16 protein-coding genes are annotated in these 20,488 nt (G+C 66.4%); 9 read left to right on the top strand and 7 right to left on the bottom strand.

Translation table 11 applies throughout. The annotated features are described in order from the left end of the window. Nucleotides 1–321: 321 nt before the first annotated feature. The 3 genes from ACDC67_RS10265 to ACDC67_RS10255 form a co-directional block, all read right to left on the bottom strand. Nucleotides 322–2,235, bottom strand: a complete 1,914-nt coding sequence (locus ACDC67_RS10265) for a vanadium-dependent haloperoxidase (protein WP_376692852.1) — start codon at nt 2,233–2,235, stop codon at nt 322–324. A gap of 76 nt (nt 2,236–2,311) precedes the next feature. After that, complete coding sequence (locus ACDC67_RS10260) at nt 2,312–3,913, bottom strand: CRTAC1 family protein (RefSeq protein ID WP_376692850.1); 1,602 nt, start codon at nt 3,911–3,913, stop codon at nt 2,312–2,314. Nucleotides 3,914–3,976: 63 nt separating this feature from the next. Then, nucleotides 3,977–4,393, bottom strand: coding sequence for a hypothetical protein (locus ACDC67_RS10255; RefSeq protein WP_376692848.1), 417 nt, complete (start codon nt 4,391–4,393; stop codon nt 3,977–3,979). 115 nt (nt 4,394–4,508) lie between these two features. Between ACDC67_RS10255 and ACDC67_RS10250 the strand changes: the two genes are divergently transcribed. The 3 genes from ACDC67_RS10250 to ACDC67_RS10240 are packed head-to-tail and all read left to right on the top strand — an operon-like array spanning nt 4,509 to nt 7,233. Further along, nucleotides 4,509–6,020, top strand: coding sequence for an NfeD family protein (locus ACDC67_RS10250; RefSeq protein ID WP_376692846.1), 1,512 nt, complete (start codon nt 4,509–4,511; stop codon nt 6,018–6,020). A gap of 2 nt (nt 6,021–6,022) precedes the next feature. Further along, nucleotides 6,023–6,802 (top strand): slipin family protein, encoded by a 780-nt coding sequence (locus ACDC67_RS10245; protein WP_376692969.1) that lies wholly within the window; start codon nt 6,023–6,025, stop codon nt 6,800–6,802. Continuing rightward, nucleotides 6,799–7,233 carry a DUF4920 domain-containing protein gene (locus tag ACDC67_RS10240; RefSeq protein WP_376692844.1) on the top strand — a complete coding sequence of 145 codons (435 nt, stop codon included), beginning with the start codon at nt 6,799–6,801 and terminating at the stop codon, nt 7,231–7,233. Before ACDC67_RS10245 ends, ACDC67_RS10240 begins: the two co-directional genes overlap by 4 nt. A 7-nt stretch (nt 7,234–7,240) precedes the next feature. Here ACDC67_RS10240 and ACDC67_RS10235 read toward each other — a convergent pair whose 3' ends face one another. Both ACDC67_RS10235 and ACDC67_RS10230 read right to left on the bottom strand, forming a co-directional pair. Further along, a complete protein-coding gene (locus ACDC67_RS10235) occupies nt 7,241–8,080 on the bottom strand; it encodes an aldo/keto reductase (protein WP_376692842.1) in 840 nt (279 codons plus the stop codon). Further along, nucleotides 8,077–8,625: a gamma carbonic anhydrase family protein gene (locus ACDC67_RS10230; RefSeq protein ID WP_376692841.1), complete on the bottom strand. Its 549-nt coding sequence runs from the start codon at nt 8,623–8,625 to the stop codon at nt 8,077–8,079. Before ACDC67_RS10230 ends, ACDC67_RS10235 begins: the two co-directional genes overlap by 4 nt. Before the next feature lie 295 nt (nt 8,626–8,920). Between ACDC67_RS10230 and argS the strand changes: the two genes are divergently transcribed. The 4 genes from argS to ACDC67_RS10210 all read left to right on the top strand — a co-directional run bounded on the left by argS (nt 8,921) and on the right by ACDC67_RS10210 (nt 13,051). Continuing rightward, a complete protein-coding gene (gene argS / locus ACDC67_RS10225) occupies nt 8,921–10,678 on the top strand; it encodes an arginine--tRNA ligase (RefSeq protein WP_376692839.1) in 1,758 nt (585 codons plus the stop codon). After that, a complete protein-coding gene (locus ACDC67_RS10220; protein ID WP_376692837.1) occupies nt 10,678–11,220 on the top strand; it encodes an SPOR domain-containing protein in 543 nt (180 codons plus the stop codon). The genes argS and ACDC67_RS10220 overlap by 1 nt, the downstream gene beginning before the upstream one ends. Next, nucleotides 11,217–12,341 carry a patatin-like phospholipase family protein gene (locus ACDC67_RS10215; protein ID WP_376692835.1) on the top strand — a complete coding sequence of 375 codons (1,125 nt, stop codon included), beginning with the start codon at nt 11,217–11,219 and terminating at the stop codon, nt 12,339–12,341. Before ACDC67_RS10220 ends, ACDC67_RS10215 begins: the two co-directional genes overlap by 4 nt. A 233-nt stretch (nt 12,342–12,574) precedes the next feature. Further along, nucleotides 12,575–13,051 carry a hypothetical protein gene (locus ACDC67_RS10210; protein WP_376692833.1) on the top strand — a complete coding sequence of 159 codons (477 nt, stop codon included), beginning with the start codon at nt 12,575–12,577 and terminating at the stop codon, nt 13,049–13,051. Between the two features lie 105 nt (nt 13,052–13,156). Here ACDC67_RS10210 and ACDC67_RS10205 read toward each other — a convergent pair whose 3' ends face one another. Continuing rightward, the gene (locus tag ACDC67_RS10205; protein ID WP_376692831.1) at nt 13,157–14,443 is read right to left on the bottom strand and encodes a PQQ-dependent sugar dehydrogenase; all 1,287 of its coding nucleotides are present in this window, start codon (nt 14,441–14,443) and stop codon (nt 13,157–13,159) included. 136 nt (nt 14,444–14,579) lie between these two features. Here ACDC67_RS10205 and ACDC67_RS10200 point away from each other — a divergent pair, with 136 nt between their 5' ends. Next, nucleotides 14,580–15,953, top strand: coding sequence for an alanine/glycine:cation symporter family protein (locus ACDC67_RS10200; protein ID WP_376692830.1), 1,374 nt, complete (start codon nt 14,580–14,582; stop codon nt 15,951–15,953). 102 nt (nt 15,954–16,055) lie between these two features. Here the strand turns inward: ACDC67_RS10200 and ACDC67_RS10195 are convergent, their stop codons facing one another. After that, nucleotides 16,056–18,836, bottom strand: coding sequence for a choice-of-anchor J domain-containing protein (locus ACDC67_RS10195; protein WP_376692829.1), 2,781 nt, complete (start codon nt 18,834–18,836; stop codon nt 16,056–16,058). Nucleotides 18,837–19,090: 254 nt separating this feature from the next. Here ACDC67_RS10195 and ACDC67_RS10190 point away from each other — a divergent pair, with 254 nt between their 5' ends. Continuing rightward, nucleotides 19,091–20,482 carry a hypothetical protein gene (locus tag ACDC67_RS10190; RefSeq protein ID WP_376692827.1) on the top strand — a complete coding sequence of 464 codons (1,392 nt, stop codon included), beginning with the start codon at nt 19,091–19,093 and terminating at the stop codon, nt 20,480–20,482. Nucleotides 20,483–20,488: the final 6 nt, after the last annotated feature.

The raw sequence follows: 20,488 nt of genomic DNA, 5'->3' as shown, positions 1-20,488 counted from the left end.
TCGGGGTCGGCTGATTCAGGTATGTCCCCGGTTTCCAGCCGCGGCAGGGCAGTTTGCGCCTTCAGGATCTGGACCTGGCTCGCAGCGGGGCCCGTCGAACAGGCCACATTGAAACCGATTTCCCGGTCTGGGTGTCGGACGCCAAGTCCTGGTTTGGCTGAAAGCTGAACGCCACCCTGGCGCGGCCTCGACGACAATAGCCTGCAGCCATTTCGATCGCGTTCAGCCGCCCCGTGCGATGCCAACCGCGGGAGAGCTGGCGAAGGCCCGACTTAGATCATTCTTCGGATCGGGAGTGTGGCCACCCTTGCCCCGGGGCCATCAATGGACCGGCCGGGAAGCCCGCAGTCCCAGAAGGAGCAACAGGCCGCCGAGCAGCAGCAGGCCCGGACGGGACATTACAGGGACGCTGGCGGGCTGGCCCTGACCGGGATCCTGTCCCGCCACCGGCGCGAACAGGGCGCGCGCTTGCGCGTAGGCGTCGAGTCCGACCGCGCTGCCGATGATGCGCCCCGGCAAGTCGTCGTAAGTGGGGTGGATGCCGCCGTAGACGCGCGAGAGGCCGGCTTCGTCCGCGGCGTCGTAGTATGTGGCCCACTGCAGCGCGACGGGCTGACTGGGGCCGTGCTCGAAGTCGAGTTCGAATTCTCCGCCGACCTCGATCCTGAACTCGCCGTACCCGCCCGGAAAGTAGGGGTTACCGGTAAATTCGGTTAGAACCTCGGCGGCGGCTCGGCTGAAAGTGCTGTGGCCGGATACGTATCCCGGAAAGGGCGGAGTGACGAAATTTCTGGCCTGGTAAGGGAGCCATTCCACACCCCGAATCCAGTCCACGCCCCCGATCTCCGACTCCGGGTCCTGCGGGTGCCCCAGCCATCCGCGAATCGCGATCTCGCCGACATGGTCGGCCAGGTGCTCGTGGCGTTGTCCGGCGGCTGAGCTTTCCGGCGTGATGAGCTCCACCAGGTCGGGCACGAGCGGCAGGCCTTCGGGGTCAAAGGAAGGATGGGCGGGATCCGAAGACTGGCCGCGCTCGGCCATACCGCGAATCAGCGTGATGGGGCGCGAGCTCTCATAAAGGTACTTGACTTCCCAACCGGCGATGGCGGCATCGTGCAGGGCGCCGTTGAGGGCCAGGTAGAGTTTCACGTCCCACTCCAGCGCGCTCACGGCTGCGCCTTCGCCGCCGATGCGCCGCCGCTCAACGGCTTCGCTGACCGAGTTGGCGATCTCGTTCCAGTGCCCCGGCGGCGTGCTCGAATGGGGGCCATCGGCCCAGAACTCCGCCAGCACGCGCGACCAGTCGCCCCGAAGGACCACGTTGTCGGGGTAGGGCTGGCCGGTCGCAGGGTTGACGCCATGCCCGTTGCCGTCGTTCGCGCCCAGCGAGTTGTTGCCCGCGACCGCCGGAGAGATGTTGACAGTCTCGCCGTCGCCCGGGTCCAGGGTCGCTCCGAAGGCAATCAGTTCGACGACATGCTCGCGGAACTCGGCGTCTCCGCTCCCACTGAGCTGAGGCGGCGTTCCGGGGTCATGGTAGACATCCTGTCCGTCGGTATGCTCGAGCGCAAAGGGTGCCACCCCGTACCAGTGTGGGGTCAGGAAAGCCTGCGGGCCGGCGGCTCCCGGCGGAATCAGCGGTTGCCAGACGTTGATGTCGGAAAGTCCCCCGGTGCCGGGCAGCCAGACCAGCATGGGCAGGTTGACCGGGTTGTAGCCGACCGTGTCCGTGTAGTTGCCGTCCTCGTTGGCGCCATCGGCGAGTCCGTGATCGATGTAGCTGGCCGCAATCCGGTTGCCGAGGGCGGCGGGTGTGTCGCCGTCGGTATCGGTGAAATCCGGATCCAGGCCCTGGGTTTCCATCACGAGATCGAACATCGCCTGGCTCTCCGTGTGGCCCGGAGAAGTGGCAAAGCGATGGCTGAGCAAACGGTAGGCGGCATAGCTCTGCGCCGTCTCCACGGCCTCCTGGTCCCCGGCCATCGGCGACTCGTCATGAAGCAGGGGCGTATCTGCATCGTGAAAGGCGGCCCAGGCGTCGTAAAGCGCTCCTGACAAGTGAAAGAGGTTGCGCGCGTGCACGCTCGGTCGCGGCGAGTCCCCCCGGATCGCAACCAGGAGCACCTCGTTCCAGACCCGAGCGACGCTGTGGTCTGCGGGATCCACCGGGAGCTTGCCCGCGGGCAGGGGCACCGGACGGCCCGGCGGCAGGTCGACCGGTCCGGTCGAGGCCATCGCGCCCGCACAGGACCCTGCAACCGCGGCGAGGGCGAGCAGAGCGAGAACGGTCGATCTCAGGGACGAAAGGGAATCACTCGGGCGTTGAGCTGCAGGATGACTCGAAGCGGCTGCGGAAAATGCCATGATCTCCCCCTGGCGGTGGTGTGACTTGGGATTGCGGATGAACGAGGTGGTGGTATCGGCAGCCCGTCAGCGTGCCCAGCGACTGCTCGGTCCCGTCCGGCCATGTGATGGTTACCTCGGCGCTGTCGTGCTCGCCCAGACCGAAGTGCAGAACCGGATCGTGGCTGGCGCCGCGCGACTCGCCGGCGCGAAGCTCGCGCATCTGGCTGCCGCCGTCGGCGGTCTGGAGCGCGACCCGGGCACCGATGCCGTCGCGATTGACGGGGCCGCCGCCGGTCAGCTCGAAACCGATCCAGTTGCCGGTCGACTCGGTGGTGTTGCGGTACACGCGATACCCGGGCTGGCGATTCCAGTGATGCAGAACCAGATCGAGGGTCCCGTCGCGGTCCAGATCGATACGCGCGGCCGCCTGGGTCGGAATCTTGGTCCCCAGCCCGCTCGATGCGGTGACGTTGGCGAAGCTGCCGTCGCCCTGGTTGTGAAAAACCTGGTCGACCAGTTCGGTTGGCGCGAAGCTTTCGGGCCCCACTGCCAGGTAGGCGTCTTCCCAGCCGTCGTTGTCGAAGTCGGCGAAAATCGTGCCCCACCCGACTGCGTCGTGGTTGAGCGGTGTGTCGACGACCTCCTGAAAAGCCAGCGGATCGGAATCTTCGCCCAGTAGCAGGTGTTGGGCATCGATGCTGGAAAAGTACATATCCCAGAGTCCGTCGCGGTTGACGTCGCCGATGGCGATGCCCATGCCGTAGGCGCTTATGTCGGTATCCGATTCCTCGGACACATCGGTAAAGCACCAGCTGCCGCAGCCGGCGCCGTCATTGCGCCACAGGTGGTTGCCCATCAACTTGTCGTTGACCACGTAGATGTCCGGGCGTCCGCTACCGTTGAGATCGCTCATCGCGACCGCCAGGCCGGTCTTGATGAGCTTGTCGGGGTCGAGCTGCTCGGCGGCATTGGTCCAGCTCCCGTCACCGTTGTTGAGCATGATGCGATCGAGGTTGTTGGCGTTGCCGGTGTCGCTCGCCCCGGTGAAGATGCCGATGTAGAGGTCGAGGTAGCCGTTGCCCGTCAGATCGGCCCAGGCCACGGCATCGGTCCGCGTGCTGGCGCAGCAGGGCACGTGGTGGTTGAGCTCGATCGGGGTGACGTCCTTGAAGCCCTGCCCCTCGAGGTTTCGGAACAGGTGATTATTCGACCACCGGCAGCCGACGTAGAGATCCGGCCAGCCGTCGTTGTCGAAGTCGGCGGCCGCGGTTACCGAGCAGTTCTCGCCGAACAGCTGGGCGTTGATGTCCGCGTCGTCTTCGAAGTTCCCGTCGCCGTCGTTGAAGTAAAGGCGGTTGCCATAGCCCGTTCCCCCAGTTACGAAGATGTCCGGGTAGCCGTTGCGGTCGAAATCGGCCACGGCAATGCCGCCGCCCGGCACCTGGTCGGCGTGGCTCGGCGTGAAGCCCACCTGCTGGGAGCTGTCCTCGAAGCTCAGGGCCGCAAGCGGCGCCGCCGCCAGCAGGAGGAAGACGCCTGACAGGCTGCGCATCATTGATCTGACCATTGGGCGATAAACCGTTCGTCTACCGCAATCTTAGCGCAGTGGCGGGGGCGCCACCAAGCGCTGTCAGATCTGGATACCTCCGCCCGACGGCATGCCGCCCCCCTGGCCGCCGAGACCACCCATGCCGCCCTGGCCGCCTTCCTGGCCGGGCACCATGATCGACGACTGGTGCTCGCGCTGCAGGCGCTTGAGCTCCTCGATGGTCTCCTCGACCGCCTTCTCGGCAAGCTCGGGGAACTGGCGGACGGCCTCGGACAGCGAATCGACCTCCAGCTCGAAGGTGATCGGCAGCGCCCCGGCCGGGCTCATGACCTGGGTCTGGCCGATGTAGCGCACCGAACGTGAGCTGTCGTCGTCGCCGTCGGCGGTGACCGGCGTCAGCCGCTGGATGCTGCCCACCCGGCGATCGCTGAAGCTCTCTTCGCGGTAGAGCGCGTCGGCGTCCATGCTCAGCTGCTCGCGCATGCTGTTGTCGTTCATGTTGACTCCTGAATGTTCGTTGCAAATAGCCTGACCTTCGATGGTTGGGGCGCTGCGGCGCGGATTCAAAGCCGGCACGTTGCGATCACGCGCGCAACGTTCTAATGTAGGCGTGATGGCCAATCAGTCCACCTTGCAGAAATCCACCGCGAAAGCGGCCCGATGGTTCGTGCTCCTGGGCGCGGTCCTGCTCGCCGCCGCCTTCCTGCCGCACACGCTGGCACAGGACGAAGCGGCGTCGCCGGCGGTCTACGTGCTCGACATCGACGGTGCCATCGGGCCGGCCACGCGCGACTACGTGATCCGCGGGATCGAGGCGGCGGAAGCCGACGATGCCGCCCTGGTGGTGCTGCGCATGGATACGCCGGGCGGCCTGGACGCCTCGATGCGCGACATGATCAAGAAGATCCTCAACGCCCGGGTGCCGGTGGCCACCTGGGTGGGCCCGCCCGGCGCCCGCGCCGCCAGCGCCGGCACCTACATGCTCTACGCCAGCCACGTCGCCGCCATGGCGCCTTCGACCAATCTCGGGGCCGCCACACCGGTCCAGATCGGCGGGGGCGGTGGCGACGACGAGGAGCCCGCCTCGCCGGTCGAGCGCGCCCGGGACGCCCTGGAAGAAGAGTCCGAGGGTGAGGAAGACCAAAGCGAGGAATCCGCCGAGTCCGTGGAAGAAGGCGGCGACGATAACGAAGCGGAACCATCTTCCGGCAGCGGCGGTGACGCCACGACCCGCAAGGCGGTCGAGGACGCGGTGGCCTACATCCGGGGCCTGGCCGAGCGCCACGGCCGCAACGCCGATTGGGCCGAGCGCGCCGTGCGCGAGTCGGTCAGCCTGACCGCCAGCGAGGCTGAGGAGATGAACGTCATCGACCTGGTCAGCGACGATCTCCCCGCCCTGCTCGAGGCGATCGACGGCCGCGAGGTGCGGATGGCCGCCGGCACGCAAACGCTGGCGACCGCGGGCGCCCGCATCGTCGAGCAGACGCCCGACTGGCGCAATCGCTTCCTGAGCGTGCTGACCAACCCCACCCTGGCCTACCTGCTGCTGATGATCGGCATCTACGGCCTGATCCTCGAAGGCTACAACCCCGGCGCCCTGGTGCCGGGCGTGATCGGCGGCATCTGCCTGCTGCTCGCGCTCTACGCCTTCCAGATCCTGCCGGTCAACTACGTCGGCCTGGCGCTGATGCTGCTCGGGTTTGCCCTGATCGCCGTGGAGCTGTTCGTTCCCTCGCTGGGCATTCTCGGCATCGGCGGGGTGGCCGCCGTCGTGGTCGGCTCGATCATCCTGATGGATAGTGATATTCCCGGCATGGGTATCAATACCGGCCTGATCGCCGCCATGGGCCTGGCCTCCGCGCTCGTCTTCCTGGCCATCGTCTACCTGGCGGCCAAGTCCTACCGCCGACCCCAGGTTGCCGGCCGCGAAGCACTCGCCGGGCGTCACGCCGAGGCCATCAGCGATTTCGCCGACGGCGAGGGTCGCGTGCACCTGGAAGGCGAGGACTGGAGCGCGGCCAGCGACCGGCCCGTTCGGCGCGGCCAGACGGTCGAGATCGTTGCCCTCGACGGCCTGGTTCTCAAGGTACGACCCATCGAAACTTCCGAAGGAGCGACGTCATGAGTCTGGACTACTTTACCTTTCTGGGCACCGGCCTGGTGCTGCTCGTCCTGCTGGTGGCCAACACCATCAAGATCCTGCGCGAGTACGAGCGCGGGGTGATCTTCACGCTCGGCCGGTTCTACATGGTCAAGGGGCCGGGCCTGATCATCGTCATTCCGATCATCCAGCAGATGGTTCGCGTGGACCTGCGCACCGTCGTCATGGACGTGCCGACCCAGGACGTGATCTCGCAGGACAACGTCTCGGTCAAGGTCAACGCCGTGGTCTACTACCGCGTGATCGACCCGGAGAAGGCGGTCATCAACGTCGAGCGCTTCATGGACGCGACCAGCCAGCTGGCGCAGACAACGCTGCGTTCCGTGCTCGGCAAGCACGAGCTCGACGAGATGCTGGCCGAACGCGACAAGCTCAACGAGGACATCCAGAAGATCCTCGACCGCCAAACCGACGGCTGGGGCGTGAAGGTCTCCAACGTCGAGATCAAGCACGTCGACCTCGACGAGTCGATGATCCGCGCCATCGCCAAGCAGGCCGAGGCCGAGCGTCAGCGGCGCGCCAAGGTCATTCACGCCGACGGCGAGCAGCAGGCCTCCGAAAAACTGGTCGAGGCCGCGGTCAAGCTGGCCGAGGCGCCCGGCGCGCTGCAGCTGCGCTACATGCAGACGCTGACCGAGATCGGTGCCGAGCAGAACACGACCGTCGTCTTCCCGCTGCCGATGGACTTCGTCAAGCCCTTCATGGGTATCATCGAGGACATGGAAAAGGACAAGAAGCAATCATGAACAGACTCACAGCGATCGCCGTTGCCGCACTGTTTCTTTCGCCGGTGGTTGTGGCCGCCGACTGGTTCGGGCAGCCCCCCGGCGCGGCGCTCGAGCCGATCGGAATCGAGGAGGTCCTGGCCGATCCCGACCAGTGGCTGGAAAAGCCCGTCGCCCTGTCCGGGCGGATGACCGACGTCTGCACCAACAAGGGCTGCTGGGCCGTGTTCGAAAGCGGTGGCGAGATGCTGCGCATCGTTGCCCGCGATCACGGTTTCGCCATCCCCGAAGACGCCCGCGGGCCGGCCGTGGCTCACGGCGTGCTCGAGCGCCGCGAACTGTCGCCCGAGGCGGCCGAGCACATGGTCGAGGAAGACGGCGCCGACGCCGCCCTGCTGGATGATCCGGTCGAGTATCGGCTGGTCGCCGACGGCGTGCGCCTCCAACCCTGACCGGCTGTCAGTCGTCCCACTCGGGAGACAGGCCCTCGGGCTTGCAGATGCGTCGTTTCTTGTCCAGGCCGGCGATGCGCTCCTGGTCTTCGACGGTGAGCTGAAAATCGAAGATGTCGAAGTTGGTCGCGGCGTGATGCGGGTTCGAGGTGGCCGGAATGGCCGCGACCCGGTCCTGCTCGACCAACCAGCGCAGCGCGACCTGGGCCGCCGTCTTGCCGTACTGCTCGCCGATATCCCACAGCACCGGATCGTTGACGGTGCGCGCCTTGGCCAGCGGCATGTAGGCGGTCAGGATCAGGTTGTGGCGGGCCAGAACGCGCCGTAGCCGGTCCTGCCCGAGGTAGACGTGGTATTCGACCTGGTTGGTGGCCAGCTGGCCCTCACCGCAGAAGGCCACGGCCTGTTCGGTCTGGTCGATGGTGAAGTTGCTCAGGCCGATGTGGCGGGTCAGCCCGTCGCGGCGGGCGCGCATCAGCGCATCGAGGGTGGGGTTCATGCCGTTGCCGCCGAACACCGGCCAATGGAGCAGCAGCAGGTCCACGTAGTCGGTCTGCAGCCGTTTCAGGCTGCCCTGCACCGAGCGCAGAAAGGCCTTCGGCTCGTACTGGTCGACCCACACCTTGGTGGTGATGAACAGGTCTTCGCGGCGCACGCCTACGCGCTTGATGGCACGCCCGACAGCCGCCTCGTTGCGATAGATCTGGGCGGTGTCGATATGCCGGTAGCCCAACTCCAGCGCGTGCGGCAGGATGTCGGCCACCGTGGCTTCCTCGAGCTCGAAGGTTCCGATGCCCAGCGCCGGCATGTTGACGCCATTTGCCGCGATCGTCGGCACTTCGTTCATGAATGATCCCCTTCGTCCAGGTATTGGTCCTTCAGCCGCACGTAGTGCGCGGCCGAGTAGCGGAGCATCTCGAGTTCGCGCTCGCCGAGCTCGCGCACGGGCTCGGCCGGGCGGCCGCGGTAGAGTCGGCCCGATTCGAGCTTCTTGCCGGGGCTGACCAGGCTGCCGGCGGCCAGCATGACGTCGTCGGCAATTTCGGCACCGTCGAGCACGAGCGCGCCCATTCCGATCAGGCAGCGGTCGCCGATGGTGCAGGCGTGCAGGATCGCCCCGTGTCCGACGGTGATGTCGGCGCCCAGCACCAGCGGCATTCCGCCCGGCGTATAGGGCCCGTCGTGGGTCACGTGGCAGATCGTGCCGTCCTGGATATTGCTGCGCGCGCCCACCCGGATGGTGTTGACGTCACCCCGGAGCACGGCGCCCGGCCAGATCGAGACATCGTCGGCCAGCTCGACCCGGCCGATCACGCTGGCGGCCGGATCGACCCACACGCGCTCGCCGAGCGCCGGTTCCTGGCCCTGATAGGGCCGAATTCTGCCGTTCACGATCTGGACCCCTCGCAAATTATGCACATCGTCATCGCACTGTAAAAGAAACAGGGGTTTAGCGCCACGCAGCTTTCTCCCGCTCTGTATTGTTCGTCTAATTCGTTGATTATATGGGGTTTATAAAACTGACAAGAAAGTGACCAATCTGCAGCCAGTGCGGCAATGACGGGCCCGGGGCGCCTGCTTCCCGGACTTGTTCACACACTTTTCCACAGGCTCTGTGGATAACCTTGCGATCACAAGCCCCCTGCGCATCGTTACAATACTCGCTGTTTCTGCAGTTTGGCAAAACATGCGCGCCCACATCGAGGAATTGATCAGCCAGGCCCTGGGTTATCTCAAACGCGAGGGCCAGCTGCCCGCGGATATCGACCCCACCATCGAGATCGAGCACACCCGCGATCGCAGCCACGGCGACTACGCCAGCAATATTGCAATGGTACTGGCCAAACCGGCCTCGATGCCACCGCGCGAACTGGCCGAAAAGCTCAAAGCGCGCCTGCCGGCTTCCAAGCGGGTCGAGCGCGTCGAGGTCGCCGGGCCGGGGTTCCTGAACTTCTTCGCCAGCAACCACTATCTCAAGGTCGTGCTGCGCGACATTCTCTCCGAGCGCGACGGCTACGGCCGCGCGCCGGAGGGCAGCCGCGAAGACGTGCTGATCGAGTTCGTCAGCGCCAACCCCACCGGCCCGCTGCACGTCGGTCACGGCCGGGGCGCGGCCTACGGCGCCAGCCTGGCTGCCATCCTGCAGGCCGCCGGGCACCGCGTCCATCGCGAGTACTACGTCAACGACCACGGCCGCCAGATGGACATCCTGGCCGTTTCGGTCTGGCTGCGCTATCTCGAGCTCAGCGGCGAGAAGGTCGGCTTTCCCGACAACGGCTACCGCGGCGACTACATCTACGACATCGCCCGCGAGGTGCGCGAACGCCACGGCGACGACCTGCGCCATGCCGGCATGACGGTTGCCGAGGGGCTGCCCGCCGACGCGCCCGAGGGCGACTCGGAAAAGCATGTCGACGCACTGATCGCCCGCGCCCGGGAACTGCTCGGCGAGGCCGGCTACGAGGCCTGCTTCAAGGCGGCCCTCGAGACCATGGTCGAAGACATCCGCGACGACCTGGCGGCGTTCGGCGTGACGTTCGAGCGCTGGTTTTCCGAGCGCGAACTCGAAAGCAGCGGCGCGCTCGCGCGCTCGCTCGAGAAGCTCGACCGGCAGGGCTGGCTGTACGAGAAGGACGGCGCCACCTGGTTCAAGGCCACCGAACTGGGCGACGACAAGGATCGGGTCGTGGTACGCGAGAACGGACGAACCACCTATTTCGCGTCCGACGTGGCCTACCTGCTCGACAAGCTCGATCGCTGCAGCGGCACCTCGCTGTACGTCTTCGGCGCGGACCATCACGGCTACGTGCCGCGCCTGAAGGCCGCCGCCGCCGGGCTCGACGAGAATCCCGACCGCCTGGAGTTCCAGCTGGTGCAGTTCGCCGTGCTCTACCGCGGCGGCAAGAAGGTCCAGATGTCGACGCGCTCGGGCAGTTTCGTGACCCTGCGCGAATTGCGCGACGAGGTCGGCAACGACGCCGCGCGCTACTTCTACGTCATGCGCTCGCACGAGCAGCACCTGGATTTCGACCTCGACCTGGCCAAGTCGCGAGCCAACGAGAACCCGGTGTTCTACATCCAGTACGCGCATGCCCGCATCCAGAGCGTTTTCCGCGAGCTCGACAGCCGCGGCCAGCGCCACAACCAGGCCATCGGCGAAGCCGCCGTCGAGCGCCTCGAGAGCGATCACGAGCAGCAGCTGCTGCGCATGGTCGGCCGCTTTCCCGAGCTGATCGAGTCGGCGGCGCGCCAGCGCGCGGCGCACGTGCTCGCGCACTACCTGCACGACCTGGCCGCCGCCTTCCACTCCTGGTACAACGCCATGCCCTTCCTGGTCGACGATGAAGACCTGCGCAACGCGCGTCTTAACCTGGTTGCTGCCGTCGGCCAGGTACTGAGAAACGGCCTGGATCTGATCGGCGTGTCCGCGCCCGGAGAAATGTAGTGGCCCGGCGGCAGGCCAAGCGCGGCGGATCGTCGGCCACCGGCGGCCTGCTCACCTTCGGCGCCGGGCTGGTCTGCGGCCTTGTGCTGGCGACCCTGGCCTGGCTGGGCGGCTACCTGCCCGGCCGCGACGACGCCGATACCGGTCAGCAGCCCTCGGGCCGCGACGAGCCGCCGATTGCCGAGGAGGTGGCGGGCGAGCGCAGCCGCCAGTACGACTTCTTCACCGTCCTGCCCGAACGCGAAGTGGTCGTCCCGCAGGAGGAAATCGCCGAGCGCGCTCGCGAGCGTAGCAGCGAGGCCGCCGAGCAGGGCCCCTACGTGCTGCAGGTCGGTTCCTTCCGCTCCGGCGAGGATGCCGAAAGCCTGCGCGCGAACGTCACCCTGCTGGGGCTGGAGGCAAAAGTGCAGTCGGTGACCGTCGACGAGACGACCTGGCACCGCGTGCGCGTCGGGCCCTTCGACAGCGCGCGCGCCGCCGACGGCGCACGCCGCCGGCTGGTCGAGAACGGTTTCGAGGCCATGGTGCTGCGCGGCGGATGAGTGCGCAATCGGCCGCTGCCCTGATCCTGCCCGGCGGTGGCGCCCGCGGCGCCTACCAGGTGGGCGTGCTGCGGGCCGTGGCCGAGCTGCTGCCGGAAAGGGAAAACCCCTTTCCCATCATCACCGGGACTTCGGCCGGCGCCATCAACGCGGCGGTCATGGCCTCGCACGCCGGCGACTTCGCCCACGGCGCCGCGCGCCTTGATCACTTCTGGGGCAACTTCCGCTGCCACCACATCTACCGCACGGGCTGGGCGCACAACCTCGGCCGGGGGCTGCACTGGCTGGCCTCCATGACCCTGGGCGGCCTGGGCGTGGCCAACCCGAAGTCGCTGCTCGACAACCAGCCGCTGGGCCGGCTGCTCGAGCGCGAGCTGGATGTCGACGGCGTCGAACGGGCCATCGACAGCGGCATCCTCAAGGCCCTGATGGTCACCGCCTCCGGCTACAGCTCGGGACGGGCCGTGACCTTCTTCCAGGCGGCCGAGCAGATCGAGGGATGGCGTGACGGCAAGCGCGTCGGCCGCCGCGCGGCGATTCGCGCCGAGCACTTGCTGGCCAGCGCCGCGCTGCCGCTGCTGTTTCCGGCCACGCGCGTGGGGCACGAGTTTTTCGGCGACGGGGGCATGCGCCAGACCACGCCGCTGAGCCCGCCGATTCGCATGGGTGCCGATCGCATGCTGATCATCGGCACGCGCGATGTCCGGCCGGATCCCGAACCGGCCGAGGACGCGGTCTATCCCTCCCTGGGCGATATCGGCGCCTACCTGCTCGACGTCATCTTCATGGACTACCTCGCCAACGACCTGGCTCGTCTCGAGCGCATCAACCGCACGCTCGAGCACATCCCCGAAGGCGAGCGCGAGAAGACCGGCCTGCGGCCCGTCGAGACCCTGCTGATCCAGCCGTCGAAGGACGTGCGCGAAATCGCCATGCGGCACCGCCACCGCGTGCCGGCGAGCGTGCGAACCCTGCTCAAGGGCGTCGGAGCCTGGGGCGGCGGGCGCCTGCCCAGCTACCTGCTGTTCGAGGCGGAATTCTGCCGGGAGCTGATCGACCTGGGCTATCGCGACGGCATGGCCCGGACGGACGAAATCCGGGCATTGATGACCGACGAGTAGCGCTGCCCAGGATCAGGGCCGGTTGCTGTCGAGCACCGGGACCGAACGGCCCAGCAAGCCGTAGAGCGCGCCCGCTTTGTCTTCGCCCAAGCCGAAGATGTTGCCGATGTCGGTCATCAAACAGACACGGCCGCACGCTCCGTTAAATTGACAGACTTAGTTGCCCAGTGCTAGCGTCGCTGGAAATGTCCACATCGCCCAGGCGTGTCAAGACTGCTGGAGAATGACGTCCTATGAGTTTTTCATCCAAACTCAGGTATCTGATCGCCTTTGCTGCATTGATCGTGGGCATATGGAGTGCGCCCGCTTGGGCTCAGGTGGTGTCCCCACAGCCCGCCGAACCAACCGATGCGCTGAGTCTCTCCATGACCCTTAATGCTCAGTCTTGTTTTAATCGGATTGAAAGTGTTCAGCTTGACGTTGACTCAAGGCCCCTCGTGGTGAATTACGTCGTCGAGCCCAATCCAGATGCGGTGTGCCCTGTGTCACCGCCATTGATGCTGGACGTTGCGCTTGGTTCATTTGAGCCCGGAAGTTACGAACTGATGATTGACGGCACCATAGACGGAGAGGCGCAGCCGACTGCCTCTGCTTCGTTCGAGGTTCTCGGTTCAGTGGCGGCTCGTTCTGTGCCACTCAATTCAGAGCTTGGACTGTTCTTTCTCGCTTTTTCTGTCCTCCTTCTGGGGGTCGTCCGCGCTCGAGTTTAAAACTCGCCGCTCAAAAACGCGCTATGAAGGAAGGCGGCTGATTCTAATTCCAGTTGGCCAAGCCGTAACAACCCGGGCGGCTGTCCCGCCCGGGCCGAAACGAGGCTACTGCTCGAAGCGATCCATGAAGAGCAGGTCGGGCAGCTGGGTGTCGCCCTCGAAGCGGAAGATGCCGCCGCTGCGCACCACGTAGAGGTTGCCGTCCTCGTCCTCGCCGAAGCTGCGCAGGTCGAAGCCCTCGGTCGAAAATGTCGATTCACTCCAGTCGCCGCCGTCCTCGTTGGCGAACCAGATGTTGCCCGTGCAGTAGTCGGCGTAAACGTAGGTGCCGGTCAGACTCTGGACCGGGCCGCGGTAGCGGTAGCCGCCGGTGACCGAGCAGTTGCTGTTGATGCGGCGGTAGCTGAGTACGGGCAGCTCCGAGCCTGCGAGCGGGCAGGGCGTGGAGGTCGAGCCAGTGGCAAACTCGCCTTCACAGACGTTCCAGCCGTAGTTGACCCCGCCGGCCGAGTCGCCCGGTTCGAGATCGACTTCTTCCCAGGTGCCCTGGCCGACGTCGCCGATCCACAGGTCGCCGGTTTCGCGGTCGAAGCTCCAGCGCCAGGGGTTGCGCAGGCCGTAGGCCCAGACCTCGCCGCAGGCGTTGTCGTCCTGGGCGAATGGGTTGTCGGCCGGGATGGCGTACTCGGCCGAGCCGTCGCCGTCGGCGGCGCACAGGTTGTTGCTGCCCGCCGGCGTGGTGCTGTCGACGTCCAGGCGCATCATCTTGCCCAGCAGCGCGGCGGTGGGGTCGTCCTTGCAGCTTCCGCCGGTATCGATCGCATCGGGATCGAGCGTCTGGGCCCGGTTGCAGGGGTCGCCGCCGCTGCCGCCGTCGCCCATGCCGATGTAGAGGTAGCCGTCGGGTCCAAAGGCCAGGTTGCCGCCGTTGTGGTTGCTGAAATCCTGGACGACGGTCATCAGAACGCGCCGGCTGTTGGGATCGACCTGGTCGGGATCGCCGGCGCTGACCTGGTACTCGGCAATGACGGTGTCGCCGGAAGGGGCGAGCGTGCCGTTGGAGGTGAAATTAACGTACAGCAGGCCGTTGGATTCAAACTCGGGGTGGAAGGCCAGCCCGAGGAGGCCCTGCTCGCCGCCGCCGCTGGTCAGCGACGTGACGTCCAGGAATTCATCCGGCAGTACCTGGCCGTCGTCGATGATCTCGACCAGGCCGCCCTGGCGCAGCACGAACAGCCGATCGCTGCCGTCGGCGGCGTTGACCATGCCGAGGGCGCCCGGAAAGGTATCGGGGGCGAACACTTGCTCGAGGCTTACATCGCCCGGTATCTGGGCAAACAGCGGCGATGCGGCGAGGGTGAGGATGGCGAGCGGCAGATAGAGGCGTTTCATTGAGAGCTTCCTTGGTGCATTTTCGTGAGTCAGGCGCCCCCTTCCGCCGGCAGAGTATAGGGCATTGGCGGCGCCGGCTGATGCCCTGAGCCCGTTTTTCGGCTAGGCTACAGGCCGAACCACCGAGGGAAAAACCATGCTCGAGATCATCACCGCCGCCAACGGCTGGCTCAACGGCATCGTCTGGGGCCCGCCGTTCATGATCCTGCTCGTCGGCACCGGCGTCTACCTGACTTTCCGCCTGGGCTTCTTCCAGTTCCTTCACCTGGGCCATGCCTGGAAGCACAGCTTCGGGCGATTGTTCAGCCGCGAGATCGATACCGAGGAGGGCGCGATCACGCCGTTCCAGGCGGTCACTTCCGCCATGGCGGCGACCATCGGCGTGGGCAATATCGCCGGCGTGGCGACGGCCATCGCACTGGGCGGGCCCGGTGCCATCTTCTGGATGTGGGTGGTGTCGCTGGTCGGCATGGCTACCAAGATGGCCGAGGCCACGCTGGGCGTGAAGTACCGCCACGTCGACGCCGACGGCCATGTCTCCGGCGGTGTGTTCTGGTACATCGAGAAGGGCCTGGGGCCCAACTGGAAGTGGCTGGGCATGCTCTACGCCTTCTTCGCCGGCGTGGCCGCCTTCGGCATCGGCAACATGGTGCAGTCCAATACCGTCGCCCAGTCGCTGGCCACCGGCTTCAGCCTGCCGGCCTGGGCCACCGGCGCGGCGCTCGTGGTCCTGGTCGGGACGGTGACGCTCGGCGGCATCAGCCGCATCGCCGTGACAGCCGAGAAGATCGTGCCGATCATGGCCGTGGCCTACCTGGCCGGGGCGCTGGGCATTCTCGCCATCCACGTCACCGAGATCCCCGCGGCCATCGCCATGATCTTCCGCTACGCCTTCGAGCCGGCGCCGGCCATCGGCGGTTTCGCCGGCGCGACCGTGGCCGCCTCGGTGCGCTACGGCATCGCCCGCGGCATCTTTTCGAACGAAGCCGGCCTGGGCTCGGCGTCGATCGTCCATGCCCAGGCCCGCAACCTGCCTTTCCGGCAGGGCTTCTGGGGCGTGTGGGAGGTGTTCATCGACACCCTCGTGGTGTGCACGGTCACCGCCCTGGTGATCCTGGTCACCGGCGTGATGGAAACGGGAGACAACGGGGCGGACCTGACCAGCGCGGCCTTCTCCACCGGGCTGCCGGGGCCGGGTGGCTACATCATCATCCTGGCGATCGCGTTCTTCGCCTACACCACCATGCTGACCTGGAACTTCTACGGTGAGAAAAGCTGGGAGTACCTGTTCGGCCGCAAAGTGGTCGTGCCCTACCGCCTGGCCTTTCTGCTGTTCGTATTCGTCGGCGCCGTCGGCGGGCTGGATATCGTCTGGGACATCGCCGATACCTTCAACGGCCTGATGGCCGCGCCCAACCTGATCGCCCTGCTGTTGCTCGGCGGCGTGATGGCGAAGGAGAAACTCGACTACTTCAACCGGCTGCGGGACCGGGTCGATCGCGACGACTGAGGCCGGCGTTTGCGGCTTGCGGGCTGAACAAGGCGGCCATAAAAAAAGGCCGGGCGGTGCCCGGCCTTTTTGCTGTCAGCGCTGGTGGCTGGCTTGCCTGGATCAGCGCGCAGCCGCGCCTTCGAAGCGATCCTCGAAGATGATCGGTTGGGCCGCCTCGCAGGCCTTCACTTCCACGCTGTCGACGTGCCATCCGTACTGGGAGATCGACGAGTCGGTGCCGAAGCGCCAGCGGAAGCTGACATCCTCGCCGGCCCAGTTCGACAGGTCGACCGAGTAGCGCTCCCAGGCGTCGCGCGGGTCGCCGCACCAGCCCGGGTTGCCGCCCAGCGGATTGCCGAAGCCGCCATCGATATCGCCATCATAGGCCCTGACCTGGATATCGGCATCCGTGACTTGCGACCAGCTGCCGCCGCCGTCGGTGGAGATCTCCAGGAAGCCGCCGTCATAGCAGCCCGGGTCGGCGGACTCGATATCCTGCCAGTTGTGGAAGGTCAGGAATAGCGACGTGGCGTCGTTCGGCAGGCTGACGGCCGGCGAGGCCAGGCGCTGGTCGGATTCGCTGTCGATGTTCTCGGCGAAGACCGAGTGAGAGCCGCTTTCGGTCTGAGCCGTCGACGGCACCCAGGTGGCGCTGCCTACAGAGCCGTCCGTGCTCCAGCCGCTCGGCAGCGAGGCGTCGTCGAAGTCTTCGGTCAGCAGGCTGGTGGCCTGCGTGCCGGACGGGCAGTCGCCCGGCAGTGACTCGGTGGTGAATTCCACCGTCGGCGACCAGTCGCCGTCACCGCAGTCGTTGCTGGCGCGAATACGCAGGTAGTAGCTCGCGCTGGTGTCCAGGCCGGCATCGGCCTGGTGGCTCGTGCCCTGCACGGTGGCCGAGTAGACCACCTGCGTAAAGGCGGCGTCCTCGGCGATCTCGAGGATGTAGTCCACGCCCTGGTCGGCCGCGTCCCAGGTGATGGTCGGGTTGGTGGATACGCCCAGCGCACCGTCGCCCGGCGCGGTGATGGTCGCCGCGCCCGGCGTGTCGTCGCTGAGCGCAACCGACATCTGGACGGTCTGGTCAAAGCCGCCGCCCGATCCTTCCAGGTCGAACTGGAACGAGCCCGTTCCGGCCTGGCTCAGGCTGTCGAGCGTAAGCTGCGTGCTGCCCGGCGGGGTGACCGGATTGGTCGAGAAGCCGCTGCCGACGCCTCCGGGCAGGCCGGTGGATGACAGGGTGACCGGATCGGCGAAGTCGCCGCTCTGGTTGACGTCGACGTTGAGCACGATGTCGTCGAAGCCGCACTGGCTCAGCGAGGTCTCTTCGGGGGCGATCGTGAAGCCCGCGCCGTCGATACCCTCGATGAAGTCGGGCTCGTTGCCGACCGGATCGAGGTGATCCTTCATGCGCGTCGTCTCGGTTCCGGTGCCGTCCCAGGCGTGCCAGAGACCGCCGTAGAAGTCGGACAGATCCTCGCCCGTCGCGCCGCAGAAGGCCGGTCCGCCACTGAGCACGCCGACAAAGCGTTGATCGGCGCTGTAGAGTGGCGACCCCGAAGAACCGGGTTCGGTCACCGCCGGCGGGATATCGCCGCCGTCGGGCATGTTCGGCAACTCGGGCGGATCCGGATGCCAGTAAGGATGCCAGTGAATGCCCTGGGCGCTCGCGATGTTGCCGCTCTCCATGTCCTCGGCGACGAAGGTAATGCGCTTCTCGTCCACGGCCGGATGGTGAATCGAGGCGCACAGTCCGTCGGTTTCGTCGCCCGGACCCTGCGCGCAGGCCGTAGGTGGCGGCCGACGGTCCCAGCCCGACCAGTGCAGATCCCATTCCTCGTCGGGGGTGCCGTCGAGTTCGGTCAGCGTGACGTCGGAGCACTCGCCGGGCGTCGAGCAACCACTAAACGGGCTCGGGGTGGCTGCCAGCCAAGTGGCGCCGCTGGTCGATTCGTTCGGGTCGGGCGGATTGGTGTCCGTGCCTTCGGAATCGCCGGGTCGGCGGCATGTGGGCCACTCGTAGTTCCAGTAGACCACCATGCTGGGGGGATCGCTCTCGCCGATGCAGTGCGACGCGGTGACGAACAGCATGCGCTGGTCGTTGGCGGTGTTGTTGACGAGCGATCCGGTGCAGGTGTCGGTGCCGGAGACGGTGTAGGCGCCCACCGAGCGAACCGGGTCGTTCCAGGGATCTTCCTCGCTCAGGCAGGCAACGTCCTGGTTGCACGCGCCGGAACGTGCGCCGCCGGTGGTCTCGCAGGCCTGCTTGCCGTCGTAGTTGCCCTGGCGCTTGTTCTGGTGGTAGCTCAGGGCCGTGCCGCCGAAGCCGCGGTAGCCCTGGCTGACCTGCTTGATCCGGAAGCGCAGCTCATCCTGCCGTTCGACCGGCACGTTGAACTCGATCACGGCTTCGTTGCCGCGCAGGTTGGGCGTCCAGAACTCGCCGTGCGGCTTGTTGATTTCGCTGCCGTAGGGGCCGATGACGCCCGGCGGCGCCATGGATTGCTCGTCGGCGGCCTTGGGGCTGTAGACGTAGAGCCTTGCGCCCTCGGGCAGAAAGACATCGTCGAAGCCGAAGTTGAGAAGCACGGCTTCCTCGGCGCTGACGGCGATGCGCCAGATGGCGGTGTCGCCGTCGACTTCCCAGCGACCGGCGTCGGCCGTGCGGACACTGGTCTCGCGCGGAATGGCGAAGCGCGGCGGCTGGCCCATGGCTTCGCGCCCGGCGTCCTCGGCGGCGATGGCTTCGAGGTCGAGGGCGTCGTAGCGCAGGGTGTCGAGCTGGCGGATGTCGGCCAGGGTGTCGCGCTCCAGCGCCCAGCTGGCGGGCGGCGGGCGCTCACCGGCCGCCACTGCGGTGGTGGTCAGAATGGCCATCAGGATGGCCGCAAGTATTCGAGTCATGGCTGGTACTCCCTGTGTGCTTGTGTCCCGAACACGTTCGTCCCCCCGGCCAGGGTTCGGGTGTAATGATGTGTTTTGCGGGCTATCGTCACATTGAGGCGGATTTAATGGAACCGCTGATACTATCGAATCGTGTCGCTTGTTGCACGCTGGATCCCCAAATCCAGTACAAGCGCCGGGCAAGGCGCACGAGCGTCATGCCGTTCACGCGGGTGAACCAGAAGAGGGACAATCCGAATCCGGAGGGAGGATGCATGCACCAATCTCTTGTACATCGAATCGTCGCTGCGGCAGGCGCCGTATGCCTGTTTTGCACGTCCGGGGCCTCCGCGATCGAGCGCTCGGACGACGGCGCCGGCCAGTACCTGATCGTGCCGTTCGCAATTGCCAACAGCAATAACGAGTCGCTGGTCGAGATCAGCGACTCGACCGAGGAATCAGCCGCGCGGGCCCTGAAGCTGCGGGTGCTCGACCGCGACGGCGAGCCACGACTGACCGCCAATCTCTATCTCGCGCGGGGCGCGACCTGGGCCGGTGGCCTGACGCGGCAGGACGACGCAGCGCGGCTGCTGACTACGTCGGACTCTTGCTTGTTGGTCGAAGGCACGGACGGCATCGAGGCGACGGATGAGGTGGGCTTCGAGTTCAGCGCGGGTTCGCTGGAGGTCGTGGAAATGGGCATCGTGGTCGACCCGCCGCTGGCCGCGCACGTGAATGACCGCGACTGCGAGGCGATCGTGGATCTGTGGAACGACGATGCCTGGACGCCGGATGCCGCGCTGGCCCCGCCTGCCGGCGATATCCGGGCCGGTGCGCGGATCGTCAACGTGTCGAAAGGCACGCTCTACGGGGTTCCGGTCACGGCCCTGAAGAATTTCAGCAACATCGTCCAGCACAGCGGGCCGGGCGATGCCCAGCCGGACCTGGCCTCGACGCATGACGAAGGCACCTCTTCCGGGCAGACCCGCTCGGTGGTCTGCGTCGATGGCGAGTGCATCGAGGACTTCTGGGAGAACCCGATCGACGCGGCCTCGGCGGCGCTGATGACCTACACCGCCCGAGCGTCCTACGATATCTCCGAGTCGCTGAATGCCCGGAGTGAGTGGACTGTGACGCTACCCGCGGCAAGCGCGTATCCGGAAAGCCATGCGCTTTCGTCCGCCTCGGTCTCCATGCTGATTACCGAGCGGTCGGGCAGGTCGTGGACGGGGGTCAGCATTCCCACGCCGCCGGCCCTGCCTTTCTTCAACACGACGACGCTCTGGCTGGACTATGAAGCTGTCGTCAATCTTCTGGATTTCACCACCACGGTTTCGGAGGTCGGGTCGGTGCAGGACTCGCGGCTATTCGGCCTCAGTCATCTCGTCCAGTCGCCGGGAGAAGACCTGGACCAGATGAGTCCTTCGGCCACCGAGCGCCTGCCGGAAAACGGCCAGGCGAGATTCGGCTTTGACTGCGGCGACGGCGCCCCGGTCCTGGTCGCCTCCTCGGGCCGCAGGTATTGGGGCTGTCCGGCCATCGTGACGACCTTTGCCGAGTACACCAACGGTGTCCTGCCCGGCGAGGGCGGTGTGCCGCAACGCGCCAACTACGGTTCATCCGGAGCGGTGTCTACAAGCGTGCGCATCGACGCGACGGAAGACTGAAGCGCT

Origin of the sequence: Wenzhouxiangella indolica (genome assembly GCF_042310355.1) — a bacterium.
Classification (GTDB): Bacteria; Pseudomonadota; Gammaproteobacteria; order Xanthomonadales; family Wenzhouxiangellaceae; genus Wenzhouxiangella.
Note: the sequence above shows the minus strand (reverse complement) of the source record. Positions and strands in the feature narration are given on the sequence as shown.